Raw genomic sequence first — 13340 nt, forward strand, 5'->3', positions numbered from 1 at the left:
TGCCGGGGGTATACTGCCGCCCTCCAACAAAGATAACGCCGCCGGCGCAGCCCCAGACGCAAAAGAACTCGCGGTCAATCGCGAGACAGCGTCATGACCGACACGGGCGCACCCTACCCACGGCAGATCCATGTCCCGCACTCTCCTGTCACTGGTCGTACCTTTCTATAACGAAGAAGACGCCATCCCGGCCTTCTTCGCAGAGGTCGTCCCGGCTCTCGAAGCGATAGATAAAGTCGACGAGCTCGACTTTGAAATCGTCTGCGTCAACGACGGCAGCAAGGACCGCACGCTGGCGCTGCTCGTCGAAGCGGCAGACGCCGACGCGCGCGTGCGCGTCATCGATCTCTCGCGCAACTTCGGCAAGGAAGCCGCCCTGTCCGCCGGACTGACCGAATCGCGCGGCGACATCGTCGTGCCGTTCGATGCCGATCTGCAGGACCCACCCGAAGTCATTGCCCAACTCGTGAGCAAATGGCGCGAGGGTTTCGACGTCGTGCTCGCGAAACGTTCGGACCGCAGCTCGGACACCTACCTGAAGCGCCAGTCGGCGGTGAGCTTCTATCGCCTGCACAACAAGCTCGCCGATGTGAAGATCCCGGAAAACGTCGGCGACTTTCGCCTGATGACGCGCGAAGTCGTGGATACGCTCAACGCGCTGCCGGAGTCGCGCCGCTTCATGAAAGGCCTGTTCGCGTGGGTCGGATTTCGCACCGCCGAAGTCACCTACGTGCGCAATTCGCGCGTCGCGGGCGAGACCAAATTTTCCGGCTGGAAGCTGTGGAATTTCGCGCTGGAGGGGATCACAAGCTTCAGCACCGTGCCCTTGCGGATGTGGACGTATTTCGGCCTGCTCGTGGCCGTGACGGCTTTTCTCTACGCCGCGTATCTCGTGATCCGCACCCTCGTGCGCGGCATCGACGTGCCGGGTTACGCATCGATCTTCGTGTCGCTGCTGTTTTTCAGCGGCGTGCAGATGATCGGGATCGGCGTGATCGGCGAGTACATCGGCCGGATCTATCATGAATCGAAACGCAGGCCGCTCTATGTGATTCGCCGGCGTTACGGGAAATAGACGTAAAACCGTGAACCACGCGTATTCCTCGTGTGCATAAAAAAACCCGCATCGCTGCGGGTTTTTTCTTTTGGGCGGAGAGCACACCTTTCGGTGAGCTCTCCCGCACTTCGATGTAATCAGGCTTGAGCCTTGGCTCTCCCTGGGACCGGAGTAGGCGCTGAAGCGCCAACTCCGGATCGCAATTACATGTCCATGCCCATGCCGCCCATGCCGCCGGGCATGCCGCCGGGCATCGGTGCATCTTCCTTGGCGACTTCAGCAACCGCTGCGTCCGTCGTCAGCAGCAGGCCAGCAACCGAAGCTGCGTTCTGCAGTGCCGTGCGCGTGACCTTCGTCGGGTCGACCACGCCGGCTTCGACCATGTCGACGTACTCGCCCGTCGCTGCGTTGTAGCCGTAGTTGCCCTGACCTGCTGCAACTGCTGCCACCACGACCGATGCTTCTTCGCCGCCGTTCGTGACGATCTGGCGCAGCGGCTCTTCCATCGCGCGCAGGACGATCTTGATACCTGCGTCCTGGTCGGCGTTGATGCCCTTCAGGCCCGTGACAGCCACGCGAGCACGGATCAGCGCGACGCCGCCGCCCGGGACGATGCCTTCTTCAACGGCAGCGCGGGTTGCGTGCAGCGCGTCTTCCACGCGTGCCTTCTTTTCCTTCATTTCGACTTCGGTCGCAGCGCCGACCTTGATCACTGCAACGCCGCCTGCCAGCTTGGCAACGCGCTCTTGCAGCTTTTCACGGTCGTAGTCCGACGTCGCTTCTTCGATCTGCGTGCGGATTTGCTTGACGCGCGCTTCGATGCTTGCGGCTTCGCCTGCACCGTCGATGATCGTCGTGTTTTCCTTGCCCACTTCGATGCGCTTCGCTTGACCGAGTTCGTTCAGCGTTGCCTTTTCGAGCGTCAGGCCGGTTTCTTCAGCGATGACCTGACCGCCGGTCAGGATCGCGATGTCTTCCAGCATCGCCTTGCGACGGTCGCCGAAGCCCGGAGCCTTGACAGCAACGGTCTTCAGGATGCCGCGGATGTTGTTGACGACCAGCGTTGCCAGAGCTTCGCCTTCGACGTCTTCAGCGATGATCAGCAGCGGACGGCCAGCCTTCGCGACTTGTTCCAGAACCGGCAGCAGATCGCGGATGTTCGAGATCTTCTTGTCGAACAGCAGGACAAACGGGTTGTCCAGAACGGCGACTTGCTTGTCCGGGTTGTTGATGAAGTACGGCGACAGGTAGCCGCGGTCGAACTGCATACCTTCGACGACTTCGAGTTCGTCTTGCAGCGACTTGCCGTCTTCGACGGTGATGACGCCTTCCTTGCCGACCTTGTCCATCGCTTCAGCGATACGGTCGCCGATCGACGAATCGCTGTTCGCCGAGATCGAGCCGACTTGCGCGATTTCCTTGTTGGTCGTGCAGGGCTTGCTGATCTTGCGCAGTTCTTCGATTGCGGCGGCCACTGCCTTGTCGATGCCGCGCTTCAGGTCCATCGGGTTCATGCCCGATGCGACGTACTTCATGCCTTCGCGAACGATCGACTGCGCGAGGACGGTTGCCGTCGTCGTGCCGTCGCCGGCGTTGTCGCTGGTCTTGGAAGCGACTTCCTTGACCATTTGTGCGCCCATGTTCTGGAGCTTGTCCTTCAGCTCGATTTCCTTCGCGACCGAGACACCGTCCTTGGTGACCGTCGGGCCGCCGAACGAGCGCTCGAGGACCACATTGCGGCCCTTCGGACCCAGCGTGACCTTCACTGCGTTGGCGAGAATGTTCACGCCTTCAACCATCTTGGAACGGGCGGAATCGCCGAACACGACGTCTTTAGCTGCCATCTTCTAACTCCTTGGGATTCTTGATGAATGAGCGGTGGGCCGAACTTACTTCTGCACCACGGCCATGATGTCTTCTTCGCGCATCACGAGCAGTTCGTTGCCATCGACCTTGACGGTCTGGCCAGCGTACTTGCCGAACAGGACGCGATCGCCGACCTTGACGTCGAGTGCGATCAGGGCGCCCTTGTCGTCGCGCTTGCCCGGGCCCGTGGCCAGGACTTCACCTTGATCCGGCTTTTCTGCCGCTGCGTCCGGGATCACGATGCCCGAAGCGGTCTTGGTTTCTTGATCCAGGCGCTTGACGATCACGCGATCATGCAAAGGACGAAGGTTCATGGATAGATCCTCTCTTGATTTGGACTTGAAGAGACTCAAGAAAAACTGGCTGCCGACAATCGCCAGCCAGAGGTATGTATGCACCGAGCGTTGTTAGCACTCTCATGCGGTGAGTGCTAATTATATGGACGGGTAGTGACAAATTCAAGAACGGGCCGGAAGGGTTTTTTTGGGGTGCCGATCAGGGTAAAAACCGCCGGCCAAGCCCGCCAAAAGGGCTTGCGGCCGTGATTCACAATCGGAAAACCTTCCTATAAAACAAGGAATTAGCTACGAAATCCGCTGTCATTGCAGCGCCATCGACAAGCAAGCGGCGACAGCCGTTTGGGACGGGCAACTTGTAACAGCGCGTCAAATTGCCGACCCAGGGAATTCCCGAAACTCGTGCCACGAATATCTTTCATCCAGCTTTCACATCACCAAAAAGAATCCTCGAACGCTGCCCGTTAAAAAGCGTCGCCATTCCCAACCGGGCGCACCGCAGCTATGCGACCTATGTGGCGCGGCGCGCAGACGCCTCGCATCAATTGGCCGATCCTGCGCAGTTCCTGGCATCGGGCCGCCTTCGCATAAAACCGCATGCTTTCGCGCAAGCGGGCACTCGCCGCCACGAATGACACGCCGCATTCCCGCCGGGCCATTCAGAAGGAAAGACACCATGCTCAAGCGTGCCGATGCCGTCTCGCCCCCGTCCCGAACCAGTGTCTCCCCCCGCGCCGCGCTCGCGATCGCCGTAGCGCTCGCCATCGTACTGGCGATCAACATCACGCCCTGGCTGCCATTACAGGATTTCAACGAATGGGGGTACGAAGGTTTCATCGGCGCACAACTGCTCCAGCATCACCTGAGCGCGCAGTTTGCATTCGTGTCCTATCCCGTTCCCAATGCGCTGATTCAGGTGGCGTTGTGCGCACTCGATCTCGTGCTTGCGCCGTCGACGTCCACACGCGTGATCGCCAATCTGTACGCCGCGTTGGCGTTCGCCGCCGCGTGGGCGCTCGCGCGCCGGTTCCAGGCCGCGCGTCCGGCGCCATGCTTTCTCGTCCTGCTTTTCGGCATCTATTTCAACGCATCGTTCTGGAGCGGCTATCTCAACTTCCAATTCGGCTTGCTTGTCTTTTCGGCGTGGCTGCTTTGCGAACCACGGACCCGGTCGCGGCCGATTGTCGTCCTCGCCTTTTCCCTGCTGGCGTTCTTCACCCACGCCATCGTCTGGGCAGCGATTCTCCTGATGATGGGAATCGAAGCGTTCAAGGACCGCAAACCGCTGCCGCGCCTGCCCGCTCTCGTTTCGGTCGGTCTGTTCGGCTGGTATCTCGCGGCCAAAGCACCGCCGCAGGGTTTCTCGTCCGTCGAGCATCCCAGCCTCCTCTGGACGCTCACCTACAAGCTCTATACCGTGGCGAAGTTCGGGCCGTACCATAACTTCGTGTTCTCCGATGCGCCGCATGAGGGCATCGCGCGTCTTTTCCATCTGGGCGGATCGGCGCTCAACGTGCTGTGTGCGCTCGGCCTGATCGGCGTCATCTACTGGGCGCTTCGGGAGGCGTGGCGGCGCGCGGACTACACGACGGTCGCGACCGTCGGGGCGCTGCTGCTCACATTCCTCGCGCTGCCGCCGATTGTGGCCGACGTCCTCAACCCCGGCGAGCGCACGCTCGGCCTGGCGCTACTGCTGTGCATCGTCCGCACCCCGGCCGCGAAACTGATCGACATGCTGTCCGTGGGCGCGGTGGTGCTCGTGTTCTGCTTGATCGGGCTGATGCTAACGCCGCCGCCCGTCTGGGAACAGCACGTCTCGGTGGGGCTGCCGCCGGGCGGCTTTGTCGAGAATCTGTTCTGGAGCCGCCCGTCGGCGTTCGTGCTGCAGGCACGCGCGGCCGACGCAGGCGAGGCGCGCTGGCCGCTCACGTTCCATACCAGCCTGCTGACCGAACGCACATCGACGGCACGCGCCGACTGAGAATAGCGTGCGCAGCGCGGCTGCCTGACGACTGTCGCGATCTGTGCGCTCAGGCGCAGACCGCGCCGCGCCCGAAGCGCATAGTCGTTCGCGACGACGGACCTTGTCGCGTCCGTCACGCAAGGAACGCGCGATGCCTACTTTTTCGATTGTTGTGCCTGTCTACAACGTGGATGCCTGGCTCGATGCCGCACTAAGAAGCGTCGAGGAACAGTCGTTCGGCGATTTCGAAGTCATCGTCGTCGACGATGGCTCGACCGACGGCAGCGCCTGGATCGCGCAATCGTTCTGCGCGCGCGACTCGCGTTTTCGCTATCTGCGGCAAGAGAATCGTGGCCAGTCGGTCGCGCGCAACGCCGGCACCGCGCTGGCGAGCGGCACTTACCTCTACTACATGGACGGCGACGACGTGATCGATCCCGATACGCTGCGCCTGTGCCATGCGGAGTTCGTCGAGCACGGCGTCGACGTCGTGCTGTTCGGCGCCACCGCATTGACGGAAGACGGGCCGCCGCCTGAGGGCTCGAAAGTGAATTCGCCGCGCCCGGACGTGGCGTCGCCGCTGCCGTCCGATGCCTTCGTCATCGAATCCGTGCGGCAGGACCGCTACATCGTCTCGCCTTGCTGTCTCGTCTCGCGCCGCTCGGCCATTGGCGACTTGCACTTCATCGACGGCATCGTGTTCGAAGACAATCACTTCGTCGCGGCCCTGCTGCTCGAGAAGAAGATCATGGTCTCGGTGCTCAACCGCCCGCTGTTCCGCCGCCGCTACCGGCCGAATTCGACCATGACGTCGAGGCGCACGATGCGCCACTACGACAGCCTCTACCAGTTGCTGCCGCAAATGTGCGCGCTCTCGTTCGCCGCGCTCGAAGCGCCGCAGCGCACGATGGTCCGCTCGCAACTCATCGGCAACCTGCTGGGCGATCTGCATAACACGAGCGCGCAGATCGGAGCCGGCCTGGAACTACGCGCGAAGAACATCGTGGCGGCGTGGCGCGTGGCGTCTTCGGTCTCGATGCGCGTGCTGACGTTCAAGCGCATTCTGCTCGCGCTGGTTCCAGAGCTTTACCGCGCGCGCGGCTGAGCCCGCTCGTGGCTTCACTGCGCCGATCGCGCCGGTCCCGTCGAGGGATGCGGCGCGATCGGCGCGCCCGGTTCGTGTGCCCCGCGCTCAATTCCCCTGGAGATTCGAGGCACGCGGTACCGCCGCTGCGGGCGTGGATACCGGCACGGCCGCGGGCCGCGCCCGCCGCCCGCCATAGGCGGCGAGCGTCGCGAACGGGCGCTCGATGCAGAGATAAAACACCAGCCCCGCCGTCAACGCGGCAGGAATCAGGATGACGAAATAAGTCGCCCAGACCAGCGTTGCATCGTGCAATCGAAGCAGCCGGTCCAGCACTTCGCCGCAGGCCTGCATGGTTACGATGTGTGTGAGATAGACCGAATAGCACATGGTGCCGATCAGACGGATCCACGGCAGACGCAGAAAGCGCGAACTCAGCGTGCCGTAAAAGGCGCCGGCGAACACCATCACAAGCGCTGCGGCCGTGGAGAACAACAGCGCCGAAGTCGCGCCGGCGCCGGACAGCCGCGCGTCGATACGTGACAGGTAAAGGCCCACGCCGACGATGCTCGCCAGCCCCGCCACGAACAGCAGATCGAAAAGCGCGTGGGTCCTGCGCTCGCGCGAGAGGCGATCGCCCGCAATATCGGCCGCGCCGATGCCGAGCAGGAAAAGATAGCCATGACAGAGCAGCCCCCAGCGATAGCGGCCGTCGACGCTGAATTGCGATGAAGCGAACACGGTGGCCAGCAAAAGACAGGCCACCACCGCACCAAGGCACCCCAGTCGTGCCGCTTTCGACGTAATCCGCGTGTAGACGAGCAACAACAGCGGCGCGAGCGCATAGAACGCCACTTCCAGTTCGAGCGACCACATCGGCGGATCGAGCCGTGAGGCGCTGTTGAACACCGCGCTGTGCAGATAGAACGCGCTCGCGAGATAGCTCGACGTCAGCGACATGCCGGGTGCGTTGAAGGACTTGGCGTCGGCGGGCACGTAGCCGACGATTTTCAGCGCGACGAAGCACAGACTCAGCGCGATCAGGTATGGCGGATAGATCCGGATGAAGCGGCGGGCGTAGAACGATTTGACTTTCCATTCATGACTGGGCCGGCTCAGGAAAGGCTGCGAGACGACAAAACCGCTGATGAAGAAGAACAGAATCACGCCGACTTCGCCATGTGGAAAGAACCAGTAGTAGCCATCGCCGCCTTGCGGTCCGGTCACGTTGGCATAGTCGCGCATTGCGCGAATCGACGCGTGCCACACGAGCACGAAGAACAGCGCCAGAAATCGCAGCCCGTCCAGCTCCGGAATATAGCTTCGCGACAGGGGCCGCCCAACGCGCGCAGGCAAGTCGTGCAGATATCGAAAAGCGGCTCGAATGGTGGCCATGTTCACTCCCCTGTCATGCCCTTCGCCAGCGCGTCCCGTGCACGACTCATGCAGCTCATGTAGCTCATGCCGCCGAACCGGATGCATGTCCGCTCGCGTGTTCGACGCGCACGCTGGTCCTGGGCGGCCTCGCAGCCACTACGGGTGCGGAGGGTGCTTTTTCCCACATGCCGCTCGCCGGGTTGAATACCATGCTGTCCCGATAGGCGAGGCGATCGTCCGCATCGAGCGACTTGAGAAACTTCGTGCTGTAGAAGCTTTCGTAGCGCACCGCAGGATCGGCCTTGAGATAGACGACGCCAAAGCGCCACGCGGACGTGAAGCGCGGATCGTAGAAAATTCGCTTGAGCACCACGTCGTCCCACGAATAAGCAGGAGAGCTGATCACCATATCGACCGGCAACTGGTAGAACGCCGCTTTCTCGAAAGCCGCATGGTCTTTCACGCCCATGCGGTCACCCGGAAAATGCGCGATGAAGGCGTTGTTCAGGCCCATCAGGTCGATGATCGGGCCGCGATACGTGCGCGCGACGCCGCCGGCCGCCACGACGCCGATCGTCGGCGGCGCGACGCGCGCGCGCGCGAACACCGCATCGATCGCCTCGCCGATTTTCTCGCCGTTCAGGCCAGCCCGGAATTCTGGCGCGAGCGGCGAGCCGTGCCGCGCGATGCCAAGCCAGGAATCCTTGAGCGACGTGCAGGACAGCAGGACCGCCAGGCAAGCCACGGCTGCGGGCGTGGCCCAGACGTGCCCGGCGTTGACCGCGCCGATCCGCGTGCCGGCCAGGCGCGCCGACGCAACCAGCCGCACGGCGCCGAGAGCGAGCAGCAGGCACAACACCGGCCAGGCCGGTTGATAGAAGCGCGACAGGCTGAAATGATCGCCGCCGACGCTGACCGGCAGCGCGAGCAGCAACAGGCCTACCGCCGCAAGCAACTGGCAGGCGTCGTCCAGACCGTCGGATATGACAAGCGCCTTCCCGCGAGGCAAGGCGCGTATGAGCCGCGTCAGCAATCGCCACCCGAACGGCACGCACACGAGCGCCGCGACGAAAGCGACGTTGCCGCCAAGCACATAACGCGCGAGATAGCCGAAGCCGATTTGCAGGTTGTACCAGGTCGAACTGGACACTTTCGCGTAATAGGTGCTCGGCAGCGGATAGCCGAAGTACGCCAGCCTGAAGGCAGTCAGCGCGAGTGTCGTCGCGATCATCGCGCCGAGTATCCACCACACCGGCGCGCTTGAATGCCGCTGGCTGCGCAGCTTGAGCCAGAGCAGCGCGAGCAGCGCGGGACCGACCACCGTGGCCTCGGGCCGCGCGAGTTGCGCGAGGCAGAAAACCGCGCCCGCGAGCGCCCAGCCTGAACGCGAGGCGGGCGGCAGAAGCAGCACGTAGACCATCGAGACGATCAGCGTGCTCCAGATACCCGTGTCCATCAGCGTGATCGTCGTCCACGACAGATAGGCCGGCGACACCGTGATCAACACCGCGTAGATCAGCCTGGCCTGCCATGCGCGCGCCCCGGACAGCAGCGTGTCGATGAGACGCAACGCGAGCATCTGCGTGATCACGACGAGCAGCATGGAAACGACGAGCACGCCGATTTCGTTCGCGTGAATCCAGAACATCAGAGCGCACAGCGCCGTCCAGAGCGTCGATGTGTAGCCTTCGGCCGGCGGCACGCCGGGCGAGTAAAGCAGGCCTTTTCCGCTGGCGACGTTCTGCGCATAGGTAAAGAAAATCTGCGCATCGTCGATACCCAGGCTGGGTTTGCCCGTTGCCACGTAAACCACGCAGGCGGCCACCGTCATCCAAAGGATGACTAGCAACAATTCGCTTCGTTTGGTCACGTTCCCCCCTCGCACGCCGATCCGGATTTGCCCGATGTGATGCGGCGGCAACACCCAGGCCACGTCCCGATCTGCTTTGGACCAGGACCTGCGCCGCCAGCGCGGCGCAAGACTATGCACGCACTCTAGGGGCGCACGCCGCTCACCTCTGTGCGCTCTCCAACCCAAGCGCGATCAAAACGCCACGGGAACGCAGGACGCACTGCAACCGGCCGGGCGGCCCTATGCGGCCTGCCCCTCACTGCAGACGAAATTCCGCTCGTCTCTTTTCCACGCAATGGCAACATTTCCAGACTGGGGACAACCTCGTTCTGTTCATCCGACGCGAATTCCACGCCATGAAAAAACTCGACTCCATTCAGATTCTTCGGGCCGTCGCCGCGCTACTCGTGGTCTTCTGCCACGGTGCGGCCGAAATCGGCACGAACAGCCCCGCACTCTGGCCATCGGTCTGGCATACGATCAACAACAAGGGATTGTTCGGCGTCGATATCTTTTTTGTCGTCAGCGGCTTCGTGATGATGCACATCATTTCCGGCCAGCCTCCGGGCGGCGCGAGCGCTGCCCGTTTCATCGGCGAGCGGGCCGTGCGTGTCGTGCCGCTTTACTGGCTTACGACGCTCCTGTCGGTGGCGATCGGCGTGCTCGCGCCGGCCCTCAAGCACAAGCACGCGTTTTCGGCGCCCTATGTGCTGCGATCGCTGCTGTTCACGCCATCGATCAATCCAGCGACGGGCGCGCCGGAACCGGTGCTCGGGCTAGGCTGGACGCTCAACTACGAGATGTTCTTCTACGCAATCATTGCGCTGATCCTGCTGTTGGGCGTTCGGCGCGTATTCACAGCGCTGCTGGTGGTGTTCGTCTCGCTCGTGGTGTTCGGCGCCTGGTTCCAGCCCGACGACATCATCGTGAAAAGCTGGACCCATTCGATCATTCTGGAATTCCTCTACGGCGCCCTGCTCGCCCAGCTCAGACTATCGGGATGGCGTATCGGCGCGCTCGCGCAATGCGTGTTCGTGAGTGCGGGCATGGGCGGCTGGCTGCTTCTGGATCTTCCCGCCGCCGGCCACTTCGATCTGCGCGGCATCGTCTGGGGACTCTCGGCTGCGGCCATCTTCTGCGGATTCGTGATGGGCCGCAGCCAGATCGCGTGGCCGAAGGGCTTCACGTTGATCGGCGACGCGTCCTACAGCCTCTATCTGACGCACCTGTTCGTCATGCGCATCTGCTCGATGCTGGTCTATCACCTGCCGGTCGGCGCCGTGCTGCAGGCGGTGCTGTTCCTCCTCGTCTTCCCGCCTGCAGCGATGGCGCTGTCCGTCATCTCGTACCGAAAGTTCGAGCTGCCAACCATGAAGCTCGGGCGACAACTGATCGATGCGCGCCTGAACCGCCGCCGCCTGATCGAAACCGCGTAACGACCGTGCTGCCCATCACCTGAGGCGGCAGTTCACGACCTGGAGCCGGACTTTGCGGCTTCAGGCCACAACTTCGGGCCGCGACTTCGGGCCACAACTTCCGGCACGTACACAAACAATGACCCTGGACGCCCGGCCTGGCGGGCGTCCAGCGTCATTGTCTGTTGGCAAGGGAACGCCGGGTGAACCGGAAGAAAAGAGCGTAAGCGGCGAATCCTCGTTCGCGCGCCGCTCGCTCAGGACCGTCAAACGCCGCTGCCCGGCATCACGTCCTTGAGCAGCAACTTGCCCATGAACATCGAGCCATCCGACGAGAGGTGATCGCGATCGGCATAAAGGAACTTTCCGCCGTGACGCGCGTAGCAGTTGTGTGCGTCGCACAGTAGCGGCACAGGATTGAATACGCGCACCTGCGGATATTCGGCCAGCGTCGCTTCGATACGCTGCTGGATCGCCGTCAGCCGCTGCTCCACTTTCACACGCGAGATCGCGCACGGCGAGCGCACCGAAAACTGTACGGGGCGGCGCACACAAGTGTTCGGATCGAAGTCGAGTTCGGGCGTATCGAGCACGAAAACGACGTTCTTGCCCGCCGCCGTGAGTCTCTCTAGCGTGCGCCGCAGGCCTGCGAGATAAACCGCCAGGTTGTCTTCGCCGGTGCGTGGGTCGTCCCGGGCCACGAGCTTGATATAACTGCCTTCGTCGTAATCGAAGCCGCCCTTGATCGACGATATGGCATAGCTCGACAGAATCACCGTATGGATATCCGGAGACCTGATCACGTAGTCGAGCACGTTGTCGAACAGGGCGGCGCAATGCTTGACATAGCCCCCCAGGTGGATATCGATGCCGAAAAACGGCGGGCAGTTGCCGCTGCCGACCGCAAGCAGTCCGGCATGGCCACTCCCGAGCGCGGTGCGCAAGCCTTCGTAATAGTGGTTGGCGTGACTGTCGCCCAGCAGTGCGATCTGCGCACGACCGTCTCCGCCAGGCATCATGCAGAAGTCGGAAGCGGGAAACACCTTCTTGCAGTCGCCACTGTAGGCCCAGTGCTGCTGATCCGCGCCGAACGTGGCGTCGGGGAACCGGCCGGGCAAGCCGTCGTCGCGCGAAATCGCGTAGCTCGACAGGCCAATGCTCATCATCGCGCAGAACAGGGCGCCCGCGACACGCAACGGATATTTGCGCGCGGGCGTGCTGTAGCGCGCCGGGGCCTCGATACAGTTGAACGTGAGCGCGGACAGCGCCACCGCCGCCGCGATCGCCAGCACGAGTTGCAGCGTGGACGGCGCTCCACTGCTCAGCAGGCGCAGGAACGCGAGAATCGGCCAGTGCCAGAGATAAAGCGGATAGCTGATCAGACCGCAATAGACGAAGGGCCGCAGTGAAAGGACACGGCGCGACAGCCACGCCTCGCGCCCCGCGGCGATGACCAGCGTCGCGCCGCCCGCCGGCAGCGCCGCACGCCAGCCGGGAAAGACGATCTTCGGGTCGTAGAGCAGCGCACTCGCAACAATCAGCGCGAGCCCGAGCGACGCCACGGCATCGCGAACGCGCAGCATAGTGCGGCCGCGCAGCGCGATCAGCGGCCGCGCCGACGCGAATCCCGCAAAGCCCGCGACCTCGAACCACGCGAGCATCGAGCCGAACAGCAGTTCCCAAACCCGTGTCACGGGCAGATAGAACGCCGCGTTCGCATGCGAAGCGCTCAACAGCACGCTGGCCGCGAATGACAGAAGCATCGCGAGCGCGATCGCCGCCACGGCCACGCGACGGCTCGTATAACGCCACAGTACGAACAGGGCGACGGGCCAGACGATGTAGTACTGCTCCTCGACGCCCAGCGACCAGAGATGCAGCAGCGGACTCGCCGCCGCGCCCTGGGAGAAATAATCGGCTGTCGTGTAGAAGTGGATGTTCGCGAGGAACAGGACGCTCGCCAGCGCATCGCCCGACAGCCGGGTCAGCTCGCCCGACGCCATCAAGGCAAGCCCGGCGAGCAGGCTTGCGATCAGAACGATGATCAACGCGGGATAAATGCGTTTGACGCGCCGCGTGTAGAAGTCCACCAGACTGAAGCGCTGCTTCGCGAGCGACTCGATGATGTGCCGGGAAATCAGATAGCCCGAAATCGCAAAGAAAATATCGACGCCGACGAAGCCGCCCGCCAGCCAGTCAGGAAACGCGTGAAAGATCACGACGGATGCAACCGCGACCGCGCGCAGGCCGTCGATATCCGATCGGTACGCCACCGACGCCTTGTCTGTCGAAATGCTCATGGGTTCGCCACTCGTTTTGCCGGTCGTGGGTCGATCGCGGGTCGATCGTGCGCTGCCGTTTCCCGGCTGCCGCGCGCACCCGCGGCGCGGCCATCGCGCGCGGTGCGATCCAATGCAGCCATGTTAGCGG

The 13340-nt window shown here is 62.9% G+C and carries 9 protein-coding genes; 4 read left to right on the top strand and 5 right to left on the bottom strand.

Translation table 11 applies throughout. The annotated features are described in order from the left end of the window. Positions 1-130: 130 nt before the first annotated feature. On the top strand, positions 131-1075 hold the full coding sequence (locus B0G62_RS01660; RefSeq protein WP_103701887.1) for a glycosyltransferase family 2 protein: 945 nt from the start codon (positions 131-133) through the stop codon (positions 1073-1075). Between the two features lie 185 nt (positions 1076-1260). Here B0G62_RS01660 and groL read toward each other — a convergent pair whose 3' ends face one another. Continuing rightward, positions 1261-2901, bottom strand: a complete 1641-nt coding sequence (gene groL / locus B0G62_RS01665; protein WP_103701889.1) for a chaperonin GroEL — start codon at positions 2899-2901, stop codon at positions 1261-1263. A 45-nt stretch (positions 2902-2946) separates the two neighbouring features. Then, a complete protein-coding gene (locus tag B0G62_RS01670) occupies positions 2947-3237 on the bottom strand; it encodes a co-chaperone GroES (RefSeq protein WP_103701891.1) in 291 nt (96 codons plus the stop codon). Between the two features lie 658 nt (positions 3238-3895). Here B0G62_RS01670 and B0G62_RS01675 point away from each other — a divergent pair. After that, a complete protein-coding gene (locus B0G62_RS01675) occupies positions 3896-5200 on the top strand; it encodes a hypothetical protein (protein WP_103701893.1) in 1305 nt (434 codons plus the stop codon). Positions 5201-5333: 133 nt separating this feature from the next. Then, positions 5334-6287 carry a glycosyltransferase family 2 protein gene (locus tag B0G62_RS01680; RefSeq protein WP_103701895.1) on the top strand — a complete coding sequence of 318 codons (954 nt, stop codon included), beginning with the start codon at positions 5334-5336 and terminating at the stop codon, positions 6285-6287. Between the two features lie 87 nt (positions 6288-6374). On the opposite strand, the gene B0G62_RS01685 is transcribed toward B0G62_RS01680, so the two are convergent. Then, on the bottom strand, positions 6375-7661 hold the full coding sequence (locus tag B0G62_RS01685; protein WP_167401165.1) for an acyltransferase family protein: 1287 nt from the start codon (positions 7659-7661) through the stop codon (positions 6375-6377). 64 nt (positions 7662-7725) lie between these two features. Beyond that, entirely contained in the window at positions 7726-9492 is a 1767-nt protein-coding gene (locus B0G62_RS01690) for a glycosyltransferase family 39 protein (RefSeq protein ID WP_146055189.1), read from the bottom strand. Between the two features lie 359 nt (positions 9493-9851). Between B0G62_RS01690 and B0G62_RS01695 the strand changes: the two genes are divergently transcribed. Next, on the top strand, positions 9852-10931 hold the full coding sequence (locus B0G62_RS01695; RefSeq protein ID WP_103701901.1) for an acyltransferase family protein: 1080 nt from the start codon (positions 9852-9854) through the stop codon (positions 10929-10931). 245 nt (positions 10932-11176) lie between these two features. On the opposite strand, the gene B0G62_RS01700 is transcribed toward B0G62_RS01695, so the two are convergent. Beyond that, complete coding sequence (locus B0G62_RS01700) at positions 11177-13210, bottom strand: acyltransferase family protein (protein WP_103701903.1); 2034 nt, start codon at positions 13208-13210, stop codon at positions 11177-11179. Positions 13211-13340 lie beyond the last annotated feature (130 nt).

The sequence above is a fragment of the Paraburkholderia eburnea genome, from assembly GCF_002917095.1.
Taxonomy (GTDB): domain Bacteria; phylum Pseudomonadota; class Gammaproteobacteria; order Burkholderiales; family Burkholderiaceae; genus Paraburkholderia; species Paraburkholderia eburnea.

Coding starts and splice junctions, on each gene's coding strand:
- B0G62_RS01660 (WP_103701887.1), top strand. CDS start 131: ATGTCCCGCACTCTCCTGTCACTGGTCGTACCTTTCTATAACGAAGAA.
- B0G62_RS01700 (WP_103701903.1), bottom strand. CDS start 13,210: ATGAGCATTTCGACAGACAAGGCGTCGGTGGCGTACCGATCGGATATC.
- B0G62_RS01695 (WP_103701901.1), top strand. CDS start 9,852: ATGAAAAAACTCGACTCCATTCAGATTCTTCGGGCCGTCGCCGCGCTA.
- B0G62_RS01685 (WP_167401165.1), bottom strand. CDS start 7,661: ATGGCCACCATTCGAGCCGCTTTTCGATATCTGCACGACTTGCCTGCG.
- B0G62_RS01680 (WP_103701895.1), top strand. CDS start 5,334: ATGCCTACTTTTTCGATTGTTGTGCCTGTCTACAACGTGGATGCCTGG.
- B0G62_RS01675 (WP_103701893.1), top strand. CDS start 3,896: ATGCTCAAGCGTGCCGATGCCGTCTCGCCCCCGTCCCGAACCAGTGTC.
- B0G62_RS01670 (WP_103701891.1), bottom strand. CDS start 3,237: ATGAACCTTCGTCCTTTGCATGATCGCGTGATCGTCAAGCGCCTGGAT.
- groL (WP_103701889.1), bottom strand. CDS start 2,901: ATGGCAGCTAAAGACGTCGTGTTCGGCGATTCCGCCCGTTCCAAGATG.